At 63.0% G+C, this 15,522-nt stretch carries 19 protein-coding genes; 8 read left to right on the top strand and 11 right to left on the bottom strand.

All coding sequences use genetic code 11. The features are described from left to right. The first annotated feature begins 59 nt into the window (after nucleotides 1-59). A complete protein-coding gene (locus B5E41_RS00270; RefSeq protein WP_088390148.1) occupies nucleotides 60-881 on the top strand; it encodes an oxidoreductase in 822 nt (273 codons plus the stop codon). Nucleotides 882-1,016: 135 nt separating this feature from the next. Here B5E41_RS00270 and B5E41_RS00265 read toward each other — a convergent pair whose 3' ends face one another. Then, nucleotides 1,017-1,298 (bottom strand): hypothetical protein, encoded by a 282-nt coding sequence (locus tag B5E41_RS00265; protein WP_041678811.1) that lies wholly within the window; start codon nucleotides 1,296-1,298, stop codon nucleotides 1,017-1,019. A gap of 362 nt (nucleotides 1,299-1,660) precedes the next feature. On the opposite strand from B5E41_RS00265, the gene B5E41_RS00255 reads away from it, so the two are divergent. Continuing rightward, nucleotides 1,661-2,041 carry a VOC family protein gene (locus B5E41_RS00255; protein WP_088390144.1) on the top strand — a complete coding sequence of 127 codons (381 nt, stop codon included), beginning with the start codon at nucleotides 1,661-1,663 and terminating at the stop codon, nucleotides 2,039-2,041. 157 nt (nucleotides 2,042-2,198) lie between these two features. Here the strand turns inward: B5E41_RS00255 and B5E41_RS00250 are convergent, their stop codons facing one another. Continuing rightward, nucleotides 2,199-4,205, bottom strand: coding sequence for a methyl-accepting chemotaxis protein (locus B5E41_RS00250; RefSeq protein WP_088390142.1), 2,007 nt, complete (start codon nucleotides 4,203-4,205; stop codon nucleotides 2,199-2,201). 529 nt (nucleotides 4,206-4,734) lie between these two features. Between B5E41_RS00250 and B5E41_RS00245 the strand changes: the two genes are divergently transcribed. Continuing rightward, nucleotides 4,735-5,610, top strand: a complete 876-nt coding sequence (locus B5E41_RS00245; RefSeq protein ID WP_088390140.1) for a transporter substrate-binding domain-containing protein — start codon at nucleotides 4,735-4,737, stop codon at nucleotides 5,608-5,610. Between the two features lie 60 nt (nucleotides 5,611-5,670). Here the strand turns inward: B5E41_RS00245 and B5E41_RS00240 are convergent, their stop codons facing one another. From B5E41_RS00240 to B5E41_RS00220, 5 genes are all read right to left on the bottom strand, one after another. Next, on the bottom strand, nucleotides 5,671-6,084 hold the full coding sequence (locus B5E41_RS00240) for a tellurite resistance TerB family protein (RefSeq protein WP_064800572.1): 414 nt from the start codon (nucleotides 6,082-6,084) through the stop codon (nucleotides 5,671-5,673). An 88-nt stretch (nucleotides 6,085-6,172) separates the two neighbouring features. Continuing rightward, nucleotides 6,173-6,883: a thermonuclease family protein gene (locus B5E41_RS00235; protein WP_088390138.1), complete on the bottom strand. Its 711-nt coding sequence runs from the start codon at nucleotides 6,881-6,883 to the stop codon at nucleotides 6,173-6,175. A gap of 11 nt (nucleotides 6,884-6,894) precedes the next feature. Further along, nucleotides 6,895-7,566 carry a S24 family peptidase gene (locus tag B5E41_RS00230; RefSeq protein WP_088390136.1) on the bottom strand — a complete coding sequence of 224 codons (672 nt, stop codon included), beginning with the start codon at nucleotides 7,564-7,566 and terminating at the stop codon, nucleotides 6,895-6,897. A 124-nt stretch (nucleotides 7,567-7,690) separates the two neighbouring features. Further along, the gene (locus B5E41_RS00225; RefSeq protein WP_088390134.1) at nucleotides 7,691-8,338 is read right to left on the bottom strand and encodes a response regulator; all 648 of its coding nucleotides are present in this window, start codon (nucleotides 8,336-8,338) and stop codon (nucleotides 7,691-7,693) included. Between the two features lie 86 nt (nucleotides 8,339-8,424). Next, nucleotides 8,425-8,823 (bottom strand): hypothetical protein, encoded by a 399-nt coding sequence (locus B5E41_RS00220; protein WP_088390132.1) that lies wholly within the window; start codon nucleotides 8,821-8,823, stop codon nucleotides 8,425-8,427. A gap of 118 nt (nucleotides 8,824-8,941) precedes the next feature. Between B5E41_RS00220 and B5E41_RS00215 the strand changes: the two genes are divergently transcribed. Both B5E41_RS00215 and B5E41_RS00210 read left to right on the top strand, forming a co-directional pair. Then, nucleotides 8,942-9,295, top strand: a complete 354-nt coding sequence (locus tag B5E41_RS00215) for a DUF952 domain-containing protein (protein WP_088390727.1) — start codon at nucleotides 8,942-8,944, stop codon at nucleotides 9,293-9,295. Next, nucleotides 9,292-10,380 (top strand): quinone-dependent dihydroorotate dehydrogenase, encoded by a 1,089-nt coding sequence (locus tag B5E41_RS00210; RefSeq protein WP_088390130.1) that lies wholly within the window; start codon nucleotides 9,292-9,294, stop codon nucleotides 10,378-10,380. The genes B5E41_RS00215 and B5E41_RS00210 overlap by 4 nt, the downstream gene beginning before the upstream one ends. Here B5E41_RS00210 and B5E41_RS00205 read toward each other — a convergent pair. From B5E41_RS00205 to B5E41_RS00195, 3 genes are read right to left on the bottom strand one after another with little or no spacing between them, the layout of a single operon-like run. Then, a complete protein-coding gene (locus B5E41_RS00205; RefSeq protein ID WP_088390128.1) occupies nucleotides 10,356-11,699 on the bottom strand; it encodes an MATE family efflux transporter in 1,344 nt (447 codons plus the stop codon). The genes B5E41_RS00210 and B5E41_RS00205 overlap by 25 nt on opposite strands. Nucleotides 11,700-11,707: 8 nt before the next feature. Then, nucleotides 11,708-12,226: a CAP domain-containing protein gene (locus B5E41_RS00200; protein ID WP_088390126.1), complete on the bottom strand. Its 519-nt coding sequence runs from the start codon at nucleotides 12,224-12,226 to the stop codon at nucleotides 11,708-11,710. Nucleotide 12,227: 1 nt separating this feature from the next. Then, nucleotides 12,228-12,494 (bottom strand): DUF6460 domain-containing protein, encoded by a 267-nt coding sequence (locus B5E41_RS00195; RefSeq protein ID WP_064800579.1) that lies wholly within the window; start codon nucleotides 12,492-12,494, stop codon nucleotides 12,228-12,230. A gap of 143 nt (nucleotides 12,495-12,637) precedes the next feature. On the opposite strand from B5E41_RS00195, the gene B5E41_RS00190 reads away from it, so the two are divergent. From B5E41_RS00190 to B5E41_RS32550, 3 genes are all read left to right on the top strand, one after another. Then, the gene (locus B5E41_RS00190; protein ID WP_088390124.1) at nucleotides 12,638-13,570 is read left to right on the top strand and encodes a class I SAM-dependent DNA methyltransferase; all 933 of its coding nucleotides are present in this window, start codon (nucleotides 12,638-12,640) and stop codon (nucleotides 13,568-13,570) included. A 210-nt stretch (nucleotides 13,571-13,780) separates the two neighbouring features. Next, on the top strand, nucleotides 13,781-14,416 hold the full coding sequence (locus tag B5E41_RS00185; protein WP_088390122.1) for a YitT family protein: 636 nt from the start codon (nucleotides 13,781-13,783) through the stop codon (nucleotides 14,414-14,416). Nucleotides 14,417-14,547: 131 nt separating this feature from the next. After that, complete coding sequence (locus B5E41_RS32550; protein WP_276328765.1) at nucleotides 14,548-14,682, top strand: hypothetical protein; 135 nt, start codon at nucleotides 14,548-14,550, stop codon at nucleotides 14,680-14,682. A 372-nt stretch (nucleotides 14,683-15,054) separates the two neighbouring features. Here the strand turns inward: B5E41_RS32550 and B5E41_RS00180 are convergent, their stop codons facing one another. Next, nucleotides 15,055-15,516 (bottom strand): carboxymuconolactone decarboxylase family protein, encoded by a 462-nt coding sequence (locus tag B5E41_RS00180; RefSeq protein ID WP_088390120.1) that lies wholly within the window; start codon nucleotides 15,514-15,516, stop codon nucleotides 15,055-15,057. Nucleotides 15,517-15,522: the final 6 nt, after the last annotated feature.

Genomic DNA, 15,522 nt, shown 5'->3' with positions numbered 1-15,522 from the left:
GAGGCAGCCGCTTCTGCTGAAGCCCATAATTGATGACCCGCGCCAATCAAGGAGCATGCATGTCTAAAGATAAGGTTGTAGTGATCACCGGAGCATCTTCCGGAATAGGCGAGGCTTCGGCGCGCCTTCTTGCGCAAAACGGCTTCCAGGTCTTTGGAGGCGTCCGTAACCCGGAGCGCGCCAATGCCATTCCCGGCGTGCGTTATGGGACTGTCGATGTGACTGATGACGCCTCGGTCGCCGATTTTGTTGAATGGGTTTTGTCCGAAGCGGGCAAGATCGACATCCTGATCAATAATGCCGGCGTTTCGCTGGTCGGCCCTGTCGAAAACACGTCGCCTTCCGAAGCTTTGGCGGTATTCGATACCAACGTTTTCGGACCCTTGCGTATGATCCGCGCTGCTTTGCCCTCCATGCGGGCCGCCCGCAGCGGGCTCATCATCAATATCAGTTCGGTGCTGGGCTTCCTGCCGGCACCGTTCATGGGAATATACGCCAGCAGCAAGCATGCACTCGAAGGACTGTCGGAGTCGCTGGACCACGAGATTCGCGAGTTCAACGTGCGCGTGGTGCTGCTTGAACCGACCTTCACGAACACCAAGCTCGATGTAAACGCGGCACAAACCGCAGCACCCCTCGGTGCTTACGCAACACAGGCCGATGCGACCATCAAGGCGGTACAGGCCCAGATCAGAACCGCACCATCGGCGCTTTCAGTCGCCGAAAAGATCCTGGCCGCAATCAACGGTCCATACCGAATGCGCCAACCCGCTGGAGGCCAGGCGACCCTGCTCAGCCGGCTGCGCAGGTTTATGCCGGCAAACGCGGTCGATGGCAGTCTGAGAAAGACATTCGGCTTCGGTAAACGAAGCGCCTCCTGAATTTCGCCCAAACTTCCGGACGTCGTCGGCCTCAACGGTATCATCCCAACGCGGTCGCCGACGTCGTCTATCTCTTGAACGAAAACTGCATTGGAGCACTGGCGCGACCTCAAGCGACGCCATGCCAACGAAGACCTAATCCCCAAAGAACCGGATCGGCTTGTATTGCCGATGCGCAATGATCAGGCTTCGATCCGGCTGGATGATGTAGGTTTCCTCCACCTGCCGGCCATACTGGTCGGTGAAATCATGCGGGAAGCTGGAGCCGGGTGGTGATTTGGTGAGCTTGCTGCGCGGCTGGCCGTTATAGGTGATGCTGCCTGGGATCGGCTCGAGGCCGGGGCCGCCATAGTAGGAAACGCTGTTGCACCCGGCAAGAACAAGGGTGCCGATGAGGCCGAGGAGTGCGGGTTTCATGTCCATCCCTTCCGATGCGCCGAAGCGGGGATCTTACTCCTGATTGCATCCTGCTTGCCAGATGAAACGCCATCTTCGCCTTCACGCCTTCGCGAAGCATCGCCTGGAGTGCCGCGATCGCTTCAGCCCTTCCATTGCCGAAGCCGGCGTCGTCTGCTAGATCGGCATCGTCGAAAAAGGCAGGATCGGTTGAGGTAAGCCCGATCCCTTCCGTCCGAGCGTCAAGGCGCTCTGACGAAGCTCTGCTCCGTGCCCCAGGGCACGAGAACCCGCGACGTGATCCGCATGGAAAATGCGGGATCCCGGCGGCGTGCGGAGACGGCAAAAGGCAGTCCCGGGATTATTTTGAACGGAGACTGTCAATGCGCCTGAACCATCTCGATTTTCACGTACCCGATACCGCTGAGACGGCGGATTTCTTCATCCGCCATTTCGGCCTGAAGCTGAAGGATATGCGCGGCAACAACGGCCTGGCGATCCTGGAGGATGATGCCGGCCTCGAAATCGTCTTGAGCCACGCCATCGCCAAGTTCGGCACCGCCGACCAGGTGGAGATAGGCCGCCAGACCTATCATATCGGCTTCATTCTGCCGGAAAGGGCGGATGTCGATACTGTCCATGCCGGACTTGTTGCTGCTGGTGCCGCGCTCTGCGGTCCACCGGCCGCTATGCGCGGCGGCTGGCTGTTTTATTGCACGGCGCCGGGGAATATCCTCGTCGAGGTGGGTTGGCGGCCGGGTTAGAGTGGGACGGAGCCGGTAAACGCGGCTAAGAGGGACATGCCGCGACCTCTCGATTCCCTCTTCTCCCCGAGGGGAGAAGAGTATTTGCGGCAACCTCTCTGTTCCTCGCCCCCTCGCAGGGCGCGTCTTCTCGTGCCTCGAGCCGACGGTCTGCTGCTCAGAACTCCGTCCAGTCCCCCTCCTGGCTTTTCGGCGAGCTGTTGCCGCCGAAGGCGTTGGCGAGGGTCTGGCCGAGGGCGCGGGCCGGTGAGGCGGTCGGGCGGGCTGTGCCTTCCCGGGCAACGCGGATCGCCGGGGCCTTGGCCAGCGGGCGCGCGGGCGCGCGCGTGGCTGGGGCAGACGGCCGGGTAGAGGTGATCGGGGCGGCGGCGGCGAAGCTGCCGGTGCCGGTCAGCCGGAACTGGCCGAGCAGAATGTTGAGCGCCGTCGCCTCCGTGGCGAGGCTATGGCTGGCGGCGGTCGATTGCTCGACCATTGCCGCATTCTGCTGCGTGCCCTGGTCCATGGTGTTGACGGCGGTGTTGATCTCCTGCAGCCCGATCGACTGTTCGCGCGAGGCTTCGGCAATCGCGTGGACGTGCTGGTTGATTTCCTGCACTTCGGTGACGATCGCATCGAGCGCCTTGCCGGTCTCGCCGACGAGCGACACGCCGGTCTGCACATGGGTGCCGGAATTGGTGATCAGGTCCTTGATCTCCTTGGCCGCCTTGGCGGAGCGCTGGGCAAGCTCGCGCACTTCCTGGGCGACCACCGCAAAGCCCTTGCCGGCTTCCCCGGCGCGGGCCGCCTCGACACCGGCGTTCAGCGCCAGAAGATTGGTCTGGAAGGCGATATCGTCGATGACGCCGATGATGTTGGAGATTTCGCCTGAGGATTTCTCGATCTGTTGCATGGCCGAGACCGCCCTGCGGACGATCTCGCCGGATTTTTCGGCGCCGAGGCGGGTGCGTGTGACGAGCTGGCTCGCCTCTTCGGCGCGTTTGGCGGCGTCGCGCACCGTCGTGGCGATCTCTTCCAGCGCTGCGGCGGTTTCTTCGACCGAGGCCGACTGCTGTTCGGTTCGCCGGGAAAGCTCGTCGGCGGAGGAACGGATCTCGTTGGCGCCGGCGCCGATCGCCCGGGCATTGGCCCCGACCGCCTGCAGGGTTTCGTTGAGCTTCTCGACCGAGTGGTTGAAATCCTGGCGCAGCGCCTCGAGATGGGCGACGAAGGGCTCGTCGATATGCGAGGCGAGATCGCCGGCAGCAAGGCGGCGCAGGCCGTCGCCAAGGGCTGCGACGGCGCGTTCGAGCTCGGCTGCCTCGCGGGCTTTCTGCGCCTCGCGTTCGCGGCGCTCGCCGTCGCTGACGCTGCGGTCTGCCTCGGCGCGCGCCTCGATCTGGCGACCTTCGATCGCGTTGTCGCGGAAGATCGAAACCGCCTTTGCCATCTGGCCGACTTCGTCGCGGCGATCGAGACCGCTGATATCGCTATCGGTGTCGCCCTCGGAAAGCCGCGTCATGCGCAGGCTGAGCTTCGTCATCGGGCCGGCAATGCCTTTCTGCGCCACGGTGACGGCGAAGCCGATCGCGGTGAGGACAGCGATGCCGATCAGGACGAGACAGAAGGTGATCCGGCCGTTGACGGACGTCGAAAGCCCGTCGCCGCCGTCGTTGAGCAATGCCATCATCGCATCATTGTTGGCGATCATCTTCGGCGTCAGCGCATCGAGCTTGGCATTAATCAGCGCGACATTCGCGAGCGCGCCGGCGCTGTCCTTGGCCTTGCTCTGTTCGATGATCTTGTTCGCCAGAGCTTCGATTTCATCCATGCCGGCCTGGATTTCGTCGATTGCCGCTTTTCGGCTCGGAACCAGTGCGAGGGCCTGTTTCATCCGGTCGCGGGCCTGCGGCAGCTTGCTCGGGGTGGCAAGCGCCGTCTGGAAGGCCGGCGTATCGGGTTTCATGTCGGCCAGCAGGGTGACCTGCAGCACCGAGGCCACCACCGATGCGCTGGCGCGCGCGCTCAGCATCGAGGCCTGCGCCTCATGATCGATAAAGGCGCTATAGGCGGCGTCCGCCCGGCGGAATTCGGAGACGACATAGACCAGCCCTGCCATCGAGATCAGCCCGAGCAGCGCCACGACCGAGATGATTTTGGTGCGGATTTTCAGATGCTTCAACATGGGAAATGTCACCCGATCTGGCCGGGCGCGCTGGGCGTCCGGTGTTTGGAAATTGGATTTGACAAGAGCGCTGCCTGATTGTCGCGGCGCCGGAAAGGGAGTTGACGCATGCATCATGCAATCGGCTGGCGGGGTCCGTATCGTCGCGACAAATAGAGGTGATATTCTTTAATTCCGCGCTAACGCGCAGGCGCAGTCCTGGCCTTAATTTTGAGGGGGCCAGGAGGTTTGCGCCAACCCCCAAGAGATCCTCATCTGAGGTGCCCGTAAGGCCTCGAAGGACGAGGCGGGTGCGCTTACGGTGCAGGGATGCAAGGAGCGCTGCTGGAGCGTGTCCTTCGAGGCTCCGGCCTTTGGCCCAGCGCCTCAGGACAAGGGCGTGAGAGGATGCCGCGGCCAGTGAGAAGCTTTGGAGGATGCCGCAGCCGATGAGTTCGTGCGTCTCATCCGCTGCTTCACTCCATGGATATTCCCCGCCGGGCATGACTCTGTTACATCTCGGCGATCCCAACCCCGAAACTGGATCACCATGATTGAATCCCAGCAGGCATCCCCGACTCTCAGGGTTCTTCTAGCGGTCGGCCTGTTTCTGGCAGCGCTGTTTTCGAGCTTTGCGGCATTCGCCCAGCAAGCTGCCCCCTCGCTGCCGTTGCTCTTCGATGCCCGCGAGCGTCTCGCCAGACCGGATCTCTCCTCGCTGGTCCGTCTGCGCTTTCTGACGTCGGTTGATTTCCCGCCGTTTAATTTCACCGATCAGAACGGCAAGCTTTCCGGTTTCAACGTCGATCTCGCCCGCGAAATCTGCAGCGAGCTGGAGATTTCGGACAAGTGCCAGATCCAGGCGATCCCTTTCGCCGATCTCAAGGATGCGCTCGCCGCCTCGCAGGGCGATGCCGTCATCGCCGGCCTTGCGGTGACCCCGGAGCTACGCCGGCAATTTCTCTTCTCCCGACCATATCTGATGCTGCCGGCGCGCTTCGTGCGCAATCTTGGCGCCCCGCTCGATGGAAAGACCGCCGCCGCGCTCTCGAACCATCCGGTCGGCGTCGTCAAAGGCACGGTGCACGAGGCGATGCTGGCAGCCTTTTTCCCGGCACTGAAAGCGCAGGCTTTCGACACGAAGGACGCCCTGCTTGCGGCGCTGAAGGAGCGAAGGATCGATGCCGCCTTCGCCGATGCGCTGCAGCTCTCTTTCTGGGTTTCTTCGCCGGCCTCCGACAAATGCTGCGCGCTGTTCGACGGCCCCTACCTGTCGGAACAGTTCCTCGGCGAGGGCATGACGATCATGCTGCGGCAGAAGGACAGTGTGCTGACCTCGGCCATCGACCATGCGCTTGCGACGCTCTCGCGCAACGGCCGTCTTCAGGAAATCTATCTGCGCTATTTTCCCTACGGGCTCTATTGAAATGCATGTCGCCCAAGAGTGTGCAGCGGTTTTGGGATAACGACATGCATAAACAAAACATCAGCCCTTGCGGAAGCGGGCGATCGCGCTGCGTTCGATCGCCGCGCAGGTGAGCTTGTCGAGGCTGAGCCGGTCGCGCAGCAGGCTGAGCAGCCGCAGTTCCTCCGCCTTGACCGAGAGATCGGCGGAGGCCACTTCGACCGCAAGCGCATAGGCCGTGTCGTAGAGTTTTGCCGGCAGGGTATCGCGTACGGTTTCGAGAACGACGTCGAGGCCCTCGGGACCAGCCAGCAGCGCGGCGCAGTCGCGCGCGATCGGAATCAGTTTGTCGTCATCGAAATCCCTGAAAACCGGCAGGAAGCCGATCAGCTGACCGATCCTCTCCATCTCCTTGTCGTTCATGGTGCTGTCGACGGCCGACGCCATCACCATCACGTAGATCAGCGCATCATGGGCGGAAAGCGGCTTGTTCATCTCTGATTCCTTGTTGATCAGCCCAGATTAGGAACTGGCGGCGGGCATTACAAGAGATCGGCAGCATCTCGCCCCGGCGGGCGGCCTGTCATTTGCGGCGCGGATCGCCGCCGTAAATGCCTTTCTGCGCCTGCTTTGCCTTCTCGGTGACGGCTGCAAGCGGCGAACCCGCCTCTGCTTCCGCCCAGCCGTTCTCGGAAAGCCAGGCGCCGAGATCCTGTGTGCCGAGCCGGCAGGAGGCGATCGCCGTTCGCTGCCATTCAGCCGTGTCGAGATCGCAGGTGATGCTGCGGTTGCGCAAGAGCTGGCGCAGCGCCGTCTTCGCCAGCATGCCGCAGGGCCATTGCCGGCCTGCCGGCCCGCATATCCTGTCGGCCGGCGTGGGGACGATGCCGGCAAGCTGGAGCCTGCGCTCGCCGAAGGAAAGACTGCCGGCGTTCTCGACCAGCGGCCGCGACAGCTCCATCGCCTTTTTCTCGGCAGGACCTGCAGTTTGGCTGGATGCCGGCGCCGCTTGCGGGATAGTGGCGGGTTTGGGCGCCCTGCCATCAGGCGCCGCCGCTGGGGGCGGGACCGCCGGTTCCACTGAGCGGGCGATTATTTCGGCGCGTTCGTCGGATATCGTCGCTGCCGGTTCGGCGGTCTCGGAGGCAACATTCGGCGCAGCTGCCGCCGTCTCCTCTGCGGTTGCGGTTTCTCCCCCGGCGGTGCCGCCGCGAAGTCTCGCTTCGCCTGCCATCAGCAGGCCGACCACCGCCGCCATCCCCGTGATACCTGTAAAGACGGCGGCAGGGCGCATGGAATATCTTCCTACTGGCTGGCCCAGATGATGCGGGCGATCCAATCGACATCGGCAAGATCGAGCGTGCGGTTGGGATGTTCGGGATTGAGCGACATCAACTCGATCGACCGCGGGCTTTGGCGCAGCAGCACCTTCGCCATCACCTCGCCCGTGCATGTGCGCACGACGACGCGGTCGTTGCGGCGCACCTGCGCCGCGGGCTCGACAATCAGCACATCGCCGTCGCGATAAAGCGGCATCATGCTCTCGCCCTGCACCTCCAGCGCATAGACGCCGGATCGTTGCGACGGGTTGGTCGGAAACTCCACCACGTCCCAGCCATGACCGGCCGGAAAGCCGCTATCGTCGAAGAAGCCGCCGGCGCCGGCCTGGGCGAAGCCGAGCAGAGGAATGGCGCTGCCTGGCCGGGGGCCGGTACGCTCGCCGAGCCGTTCTCCGGAAGAATCGTCAGCCGGCTGCATGAAGGCGAGAAACTGCTCCATGCTCGCCCCTGTCGCATCGAGCACCTTGGCGATCGATTCCGTCGATGGCCAGCGTAGCCGCCCATCGGCGGAAAGCCGTTTCGACTTGTTGAAAGAGGTGGGGTCGAGCCCGGCGCGGCGGGCAAGACCGGATGGCGTCAGCTCGTGCCGCTCGGCAAGCCTGTCGATCGCCTCCCAGATCTGCTCGTGTGACAGCATATGCGCCCGATTCCGTGCAGCCTATCCGAGGCCGCGCTCCAGCCGGCCGGAAGTGTAACCGACCGCGCGGCGCCGGTAAAGGTAAAGGAGGAATAAAATCCTGCTATCAGGGTTTCGGCTGCCCTCAGGCGACCATCGCCATGTTGATCTTGCCGAGCTGGATGACGGCCTGCGTGCGGCTGTCGACATCGAGTTTCAACAGGATTGCCGAGACATGCGCCTTGATCGTCGCCTCGGAGACGCCGAGTTCATAAGCGATCTGCTTGTTCAGCAGCCCTTCGGCCAGCATGGTCAGCACCCGGCTCTGCTGCGGCGTCAGCGTGTGCAGGCGGTGGATCAGGTCGGCAACGTCGGGGTCCTGCTCCTGGCCATCGCGATAGCTTTCCGGCGTGGCGATATCGCCGGCAAGCACCGTCTGGATGCTGCGACGGATGTCTTCGATGCCCGAGGATTTCGAAATAAAGCCGGACGCGCCGAGTTCCAAGGCCCGTCGGATCGTCGTGGCGTCGTCGGTCGCCGAGACGATGATGATCGGCAGGCTGGCGAATTCGGCGCGCAATGCCATCAGGCCGGAAAAGCCGCTGACGCCGGGCATGGCGAGGTCGAGCAGCATCAGGTCGGCGTCCGGATGGGCTCCGGCGGCGGTGCGCGCGGCAGCGAAGTCGCCGGCTTCGACGATCGACTGGTGGCCTTCCATGCCGATGACGGCCTGGCGCAACGCATCGCGGAAAAGCGGATGGTCGTCCGCAATGATGATGGTCTGTTCCTGCATCGAAAACTCCCTCCCAAGAGCCCGATCATGCTGCATGCGACGCCGTCCCCACTGCGATCCATGCCTGCTGATATGATTATATCAGATCAGGTCTTCTGCGGAAGGGGATTGGCCTTTTCCTCGGCCTGGAACTCCTTCACCATCCCCATGAAACTCTTCATCATCTTCTCCATGATGCTGATCGAGCGGTCGATCTCGGCATCGCTCGGCAGCGCCCGCTCGACGAGGCCGCGCTGTTCCAGCTTCGTCACCCGCTGCGAAAGCCGATCGAGTTCATCCTCATAGGCCGCCCGCTCGTCGGCGGCCATGCGGCAGACGAGAGCGCCGTCCTTGTCCTGGCAGATCGACATGGCGCCGGTCTGGCGGTCGAGCCGGACGAAATGATCGCCGCTCCTTTCCAGCTGGAATCGGCCCGCATCGGCCTCGGCCGCGACAGCTGCCAGCGGCAGGAGTACGGCGCCCAGTGTCAGAACCAAAATCTTCATCGTCTCATCCTCCGGATTTTGCCTGGGCGCGTCCTGTTTTTGACGGCCGGGGCGTGGACATCGCCGCCTCTTTCCGGCAAAGCGCTGGTGATCGAGGACCAGCAATCGCGAGGCCATGATGACCCTGACACCGACCCTTTACAAGATCGTGACGGAGACCCTCTGGCAGCAAGCCAGACAAAGCGGTGTTTTTCATGGCGCCGGCATCGATCTCAAGGATGGCTTCATCCATTTCTCGACGGCCGACCAGGTCAAGCAGACCGCGGCCCTGCATTTTTCCGGCCAGTCCGGCCTGATGCTGGTCGCCGTCGACGGCAGCGGTTTCGGTGACAAGCTGATCTTCGAACCCTCCCGCGGCGGCGATCTCTTCCCGCATCTCTATGCCGATCTGCCGCTGGCCGCCGTGCTCTGGGAGGCGCCGCTGCCGCTCGATGACAACGGCGTTCATACATTCCCGGAGCTTACGCCATGATCGATCCCTTCAAGCGTCTCGCCCGCAAGGGTCTCTTCCTGTTCGATCCGGAAACGGCGCACGGCATGTCGATCGCCGCGCTGAAGTCGGGTCTCGTACCCGCCTGCCGGATCACTCCCGATCCGCGTCTTCGCCAGACCGTCGCCGGCCTCACCTTCGAAAACCCGCTCGGCATGGCGGCCGGTTACGACAAGAATGCCGAGGTGCCCGAAGCGCTGCTGAAGCTCGGCTTCGGTTTTACCGAGATCGGCACGGTGACGCCGAAGCCGCAATCCGGCAATCCGCGCCCGCGGATTTTCCGCCTGGTCGAGGATGAGGGCGTCATCAACCGCCTCGGTTTCAACAATGAAGGCCATGAGGCCGCCTTCAGGCGCCTCGTTGCGCTGAAGGGCAACGGCATCGTCGGCGTCAATATCGGCGCCAATAAGGACAGCGACGACCGCATCGCCGATTACGTCGCCGGCATCCGCCGCTTCCATTCCGTCGCGCGTTATTTCACCGCCAACATCTCTTCGCCGAACACGCCTGGCCTTCGCGACCTGCAGGCGCGCGAAAGCCTTGCAGCGCTGCTTTCGGCGGTGCTGGCGGCGCGTGACGAGATGGCGCAGAAATCCGGCCGCAAGATCCCGGTCTTTCTGAAGATCGCCCCTGACCTGACCGAGGAAGGCATGGATGATATCGCCGCGGAAGCGCTCTCACATGCGCTTGACGGGCTGATCGTCTCCAATACGACGCTGTCGCGCGACAGTCTCAAGGACCAGCGACAGGCGAAGGAGGCGGGCGGCCTTTCCGGCGTGCCACTGTTTGAAAAATCGACGGCGGTGCTTGCCCGGATGCGCAAGCGCGTCGGCCCTGATCTGCCGATCATCGGCGTCGGCGGCGTCTCCTCGGCCGAAACCGCGCTGGAAAAGATCAGGGCCGGCGCCGATCTCGTCCAGCTCTATTCCTGCATGGTTTATGAAGGTCCTGGCCTGCCCGGCGATATCGTCCGCGGTCTTTCGGCGTTGCTCGACCGCGAAAAGGCCGGCTCGATCCGCGCGCTGCGCGACAGCAGGCTGGATTACTGGGCGGCGCGGAAGGTCTGATCGGCCCGCGGCCTGACCAGCATGGCGAGGAAGAAGCCGCGGAACAGCAGGAAGGCGTTCATGCCAAGCCACAAACCGTGATTGCCGAAGAGCGGCACGAAGACGGCGAGCATGGCGAGGTAGCCGGCAAAGGACATCAGCATGCGGTTGCGCATGTCGACCGACCATGTCGCGCCGATGAAGACGCCGTCCATCAGGAAGGCGAGCGCCCCCGTCAATCCGGTAATGGCAGCCCAGGGCAGATAGGTCTCGGCTGCCTGCCGCACCTCCGGCGAAGTGGTCAGCACCGAGATCAGCCAAGGGCCGGCGAGGAAGAAGAAGCCGGAAACGAGCGCCGCCAACCCGAACGACCAGAGGATGGTGAGCTTCAGGCCGCGGTCGAAGGCCGGCCGGTAGCGCGCGCCGACCGCCCGGCCGGTGATCTGCTCGGCGGCATTGGCAAGCCCGTCGAGATAATAGCCGGACAGCAGGAAGAAATTCATCAGCACGGCATTGGCGGCCAGTGTCACCGCCCCGAAGCCGGTGCCGATCCGCGTCATGATCGTGAAGGCGCCGATCAGCACGAATGTGCGGATCAGAATGTCGCGGTTGAGGGCGAAAAGCTCGGCCAGGCGATGGCGGGAAAAGATCTCGGCCCACGCCGGCCGCTCCGCCTTGGCAAAGCCGCTGAGCACGATGAACAGCCCGGCGATAGCCCCGACCGTTTCGCCCGCCATGGTTGCCCAGGCGACCCCGGCCACGCCCCAGCCGAGCGACAGGCCGAGATAGATGGAAAGCAGGATATTGATGCCGTTGATCAGTGCCTGCAGCAGCAGGCCGACGGTGCCCTGTCCGCGCCCGAGCACGAAGCCGAGAATGGCGTAATTGGCCAGCGCTGCAGGCGCTGCCAGCATGCGGATCGAGAAATAGGTGCCGGTCGCCCCGGCAATCGCCCCTTCCGCGCCCATCAGCCGCAATCCCGCCGCCTGGAGCAGCGGCGAAAGACAGAGCAGCGCCAGCCCGCAGCCAAGTGCTGATATCAGCGCTCGCCAGAAGACAGCCTGCTGCTCGTGCCGATCGCGCCGGCCATAGGCCTGCGCCGTCAGGCCCGTCGTCGAGGCGCGCAGAAAGTTGAAACTGCCGAGGATCAGATCGAAGAGCATCGCGCCGATCGCCAGCCCCGCCAGTGCTTCCGCATCGCCCATATGGCCAACGACGGCGGTGCTCGTCAGCCCGAGCAGCGGCGTCGTCATGAAGCCGAGCGTCATCGGAACGGCGATCGACAGCACCAGCCGGTGCGTCACGTCGAAAGCGACGATGTTGTTGCTGCGCGTATCCATGACCTGCCTCATATCGAGGCGGAATCGCCTCGGCTGGAAAGCACCATGGCCCAATAGGGCAGGTTTCTGGAAGACGTATTATGGGCAACTGCGACGCCGAGGCCGTCATAACGACCGAGCATGTTTTCCAGGTGATGCGGCGAATTGATCCAGGCCGCCACCACGGCGTCGACGCTTTGCTGGCCGGAAGCAATGTTCTCGGCCGCCGGCAACCGGACGCCGCTCGCCTTGACGCGGGCGCCGAAACTGTCGGTCATGCCCATCAGATGCGCCATCTTGCCGGCGCTCGCCATGCGCTTGGCCTGGAAAAGGGCGGCCGTCTGCGCCGCCGGATCGACCTCAAGCGGCGGCAGGCCGTTCTTCGCCCGCAACTGGTTGACGAGCGGCAGCACGCTCGTCGTCTCGTCCTCGCCGTTCGAGGGCGTGCCGGCAATTTTCGGCGCCGTGGTGCAGCCGGCGATGCCGGCGGCGAGTGCAAGTCCGGAAAGAGTGAGCAGGCTGCGCCTGGAAAGATCGATTGATGTCATGTTACCGGCGATAGCTGAAAAGGCGAAGGATGACGAAGAGCGGGATGACGATCGTCGCCCCGAGGAGGAGATAGTCGCCGACGCGCCCGAGCGCTGCAAAGCCCCGGTGCCAGAGTTCCAGGATGAAGTCGCGGAATCCATAGATGATGTTCCACGGCGTCAGGCCGAACACGGTCATGACGAACCCGACGATCAGCGACACCACGACGAGTTTAATCAATGTGCGGCCGAGCGAATCGCCGAGGAACCTGTTCACTTGATCGGACATGCGCCATCTCCTGTTTGCCCCATGGAATAAGGTCGCGGCGCAACGCCCGCAAGCCCTTTCCGGAATTGGCCGCTTCGCCTCTGAAATAGGACTTGAGTTTTTTTGTGGCCGCCGCCAAATGCCAGCGAAACGATAGGTCCGTTATGCAATCCCACCAGCTTTCCTCAGGCGATGTCATCGCCGACCGCCGCGCCGATTATGCCAGGATGCTCGAAGAAGGCGGCGAGGCGGAGGCAGCGGCCGAGTTGATGGAACAGGCGCTCGAGCTCGCGCCTGCCTGGGCCGCCGGCTGGTATCGGCTCGCCACCTATCTGGAAAAGGCGGGCAGGGGGGAAGCCGCCATCGAGGCCTATCGCCGGACGCTCATCCTCGATCCCGAGGACATATTCGGCGCCACCCTCAAGCTTGCCCTTCTCGGCGACAATGCGATCCCCGACCGGCCGCCGAGCCGCTATGTCGAGCGCCTGTTCGACGACTATGCCGATCGATTCGACACCGCCCTCCTCGACCGGCTCGATTACAGCGTTCCGCAAAAGCTTGCGGCCCTCGTCGCTTCCACCGACAGGCGTTACGAATACGGCGTCGATCTCGGCTGCGGCACCGGCCTGCTCGGTCCGGAGATCCGAGCTCTCGCCTGCCGCCTCGAAGGCTTCGACCTGTCGCAGAACATGCTGGCGAAGGCTGCGGAGAAACGGGTCTACGATTACCTCGCCCAGGCCGATCTGTCGCTCGCGCCCGATCGCTCCGGCCTGTTCGATCATGCCGGGCGCCGCCGCGCCGACCTCGTGACCGCAGCCGACGTGCTGATGTATCTCGGCAACCTCGAGAGAGTCTTTGCGAACGTCGGGGAACTCGCCGCTGCCGGTGCGGATTTTGCCTTTTCCGTCGAGGATGCCGGCGACGGCGACGGCTTCGATCTCGCCCCGTCGCTGCGTTATGCCCATTCGGAAGCCTATGTGAGGCAGCTGCTTTCCCGCCACGGCTTCGAAATCCTCAGGATCGTCAAGGCGGTCATTCGCAAAGATGGCGGAAAACCGGTTTCCGGCATTCTGTTCCTTACGCGCAAGGCTGCATGAGCGAACATTTCTTGCGATTTTTTAATAGGTCAGTATTGCTTACCTATTGCGCTTGATCGCAATGGCAAAAGGCTGATATTGCATTGATATTCGCCAACAGCGCGGCGATACAGGCCGGACCCGCCGGCTCATTTGACATGAGAAAAGCGTCACCGCCGTCAGGAGTTCCTCCGAGGCGTTCGCGAACTCGTCTGCCGTGGAGACTGAGATATGACACAGCGCATCAATGCCCTTGGCGTCTGGAATACCAGCGCGACACGCCATACGCCGATCGAAGATGTGCAGGGTATCTTCTCCGGCAGCCTGATTGCCGCGCTCGGCCTCTATGTGCTCGCCAGTGCCGGCTTTCTCACCGGCAGCACCGCCGGTGTCGCCTTCCTGCTGCATTATGCCTTCGGCGTCAATTTCGGCCTCGCCTTCTTCCTGCTCAACCTGCCGTTCTTCTATCTCTCCTGGAAGCGCCTCGGCATGGTCTTCACCCTCAAGACCTTTATCGCCATCGGCCTGACCTCGGTGCTATCAGACGTGCAGTCACGCTTCTTTTCGATTTCGATTATCCACCCGGCCTGGGCCGCACTCCTCGGCGGTCTGCTGCTCGGCTTCGGCCTGCTGGCGCTCTATCGCCACCGCGCCAGCCTCGGCGGCGTCGGCATTCTCGGCATCTATCTGCAGGAGCGCTTCGGCATCCGCGCCGGCCTCGTCCAGCTCGCCATCGACCTATGCGTCCTCGCCACCGCCTTCTTCGTCACCACGCCGCCCATCGTCTTCTATTCGGTCCTTGGCGCCATCGTCCTCAACCTCTTCGTCGCCATCAATCACCGCGCCGACCGCTACATCGCGCTCTGACATTACAAATCCGTAACCCATTCTAAACAAAACGTAACTTGCCTGCGAAAGGTCCCGGCGCGACATTTCTACCCGCGCCGGATTTGATGAGGTGAGTTATGTCAGATTTGGAAAAACTTGTGAGACGCCGCATGCAGGAAGAATACGCCAAGGGCGCTTCCGCAGAGGAAATTACGAAAGTCGTCCGCGATCTGCTCAACAGCATCGACCTCTCGGGCGATGGGTCTGACGCCGTTGCCGCACGGGCCACGACTGGTCGCGAGTAACGGATAAACAACCGACCCGAGATTTTCGGGTCGGTTGCTGGGATGCCATCATAAGGGCGCCCGTAGCAGATGATTGAGTTGAGAAGCCCACGCAAAAATCGCAGCCGCGGCCCGATTCCTCGCTGTTCTTGCTCCAGAAATCACCCCACACTCCGTCATCCTCGGGCTTGACCCGAGGATCCACGCCGCCCCCACCAGCGGGGCCATGGATCGCAGGCTCAAGGCCTGGGATGACGGCGATTCGGGGCTGTTTTGCCAAGCTCGCCGTCGATGCAGCGAATGAGACGTTGCACTTCCTGGTTCAAGGCGGTGCTGTGTGGCCCCCACGTTTGCCCGGGTTGAGGTATCGGTCTCAACCTCGTGGTACTGGCCTCAAGCCGCCTTTGTCACCGCATCGATCGGATGCTGCGAGCGGAAGCCGACCGCCAGCCGGTTCCAGATATTGATCGCACCGATCGCAACGGTGATCTTCGTCATTTCCTCCTCGGAGAAATGCGCCTTCAGCGTCTCGTAGTCGGCGTCCGGGGCGCCCGTCTTGGCGATGTTGGTGACCGCGTCGACCCAGCCGAGCAGGGCCCTTTCGCGCGCGTCATAGACCGGCGATTCCCGCCAGACGCACATCAGGTTGATCCATTGTTCGCTGAGTCCGTCATGGCGGGCTTCCTTCACATGCATATCAACGCAGTAGGCGCAACCGTTGATCTGCGAGGCGCGCAGCTTGATCAAATGGATGAAGCGGCGCTCCAGCCCGGAAGACTGGACATATTGTTCGAGCGCGGCGACGGCTTTGTAGGCATCCGGAGCGGCTTTGGCGAAATTGAAACGCGGTTGCATGTCTTT

Origin of the sequence: Rhizobium esperanzae, from assembly GCF_002204185.1 — a bacterium.
Classification (GTDB): Bacteria; Pseudomonadota; Alphaproteobacteria; order Rhizobiales; family Rhizobiaceae; genus Rhizobium; species Rhizobium esperanzae.
Note: the sequence above shows the minus strand (reverse complement) of the source record. Positions and strands in the feature narration are given on the sequence as shown.

Bases quoted from the DNA above. Each gene is read 5' to 3' on its own strand.
- B5E41_RS00180 (WP_088390120.1), bottom strand. From the start codon at position 15,516: ATGCAACCGCGTTTCAATTTCGCCAAAGCCGCTCCGGATGCCTACAAA.
- B5E41_RS00185 (WP_088390122.1), top strand. From the start codon at position 13,781: ATGACACAGCGCATCAATGCCCTTGGCGTCTGGAATACCAGCGCGACA.
- B5E41_RS00205 (WP_088390128.1), bottom strand. From the start codon at position 11,699: ATGGATACGCGCAGCAACAACATCGTCGCTTTCGACGTGACGCACCGG.
- B5E41_RS00200 (WP_088390126.1), bottom strand. From the start codon at position 12,226: ATGACATCAATCGATCTTTCCAGGCGCAGCCTGCTCACTCTTTCCGGA.
- B5E41_RS00250 (WP_088390142.1), bottom strand. From the start codon at position 4,205: ATGTTGAAGCATCTGAAAATCCGCACCAAAATCATCTCGGTCGTGGCG.
- B5E41_RS00245 (WP_088390140.1), top strand. From the start codon at position 4,735: ATGATTGAATCCCAGCAGGCATCCCCGACTCTCAGGGTTCTTCTAGCG.
- B5E41_RS00255 (WP_088390144.1), top strand. From the start codon at position 1,661: ATGCGCCTGAACCATCTCGATTTTCACGTACCCGATACCGCTGAGACG.
- B5E41_RS00220 (WP_088390132.1), bottom strand. From the start codon at position 8,823: ATGAAGATTTTGGTTCTGACACTGGGCGCCGTACTCCTGCCGCTGGCA.
- B5E41_RS00235 (WP_088390138.1), bottom strand. From the start codon at position 6,883: ATGCGCCCTGCCGCCGTCTTTACAGGTATCACGGGGATGGCGGCGGTG.
- B5E41_RS00210 (WP_088390130.1), top strand. From the start codon at position 9,292: ATGATCGATCCCTTCAAGCGTCTCGCCCGCAAGGGTCTCTTCCTGTTC.
- B5E41_RS00230 (WP_088390136.1), bottom strand. From the start codon at position 7,566: ATGCTGTCACACGAGCAGATCTGGGAGGCGATCGACAGGCTTGCCGAG.
- B5E41_RS32550 (WP_276328765.1), top strand. From the start codon at position 14,548: ATGCAGGAAGAATACGCCAAGGGCGCTTCCGCAGAGGAAATTACGAAA.
- B5E41_RS00265 (WP_041678811.1), bottom strand. From the start codon at position 1,298: ATGAAACCCGCACTCCTCGGCCTCATCGGCACCCTTGTTCTTGCCGGG.
- B5E41_RS00195 (WP_064800579.1), bottom strand. From the start codon at position 12,494: ATGTCCGATCAAGTGAACAGGTTCCTCGGCGATTCGCTCGGCCGCACA.
- B5E41_RS00190 (WP_088390124.1), top strand. From the start codon at position 12,638: ATGCAATCCCACCAGCTTTCCTCAGGCGATGTCATCGCCGACCGCCGC.
- B5E41_RS00225 (WP_088390134.1), bottom strand. From the start codon at position 8,338: ATGCAGGAACAGACCATCATCATTGCGGACGACCATCCGCTTTTCCGC.
- B5E41_RS00240 (WP_064800572.1), bottom strand. From the start codon at position 6,084: ATGAACAAGCCGCTTTCCGCCCATGATGCGCTGATCTACGTGATGGTG.
- B5E41_RS00270 (WP_088390148.1), top strand. From the start codon at position 60: ATGTCTAAAGATAAGGTTGTAGTGATCACCGGAGCATCTTCCGGAATA.
- B5E41_RS00215 (WP_088390727.1), top strand. From the start codon at position 8,942: ATGACCCTGACACCGACCCTTTACAAGATCGTGACGGAGACCCTCTGG.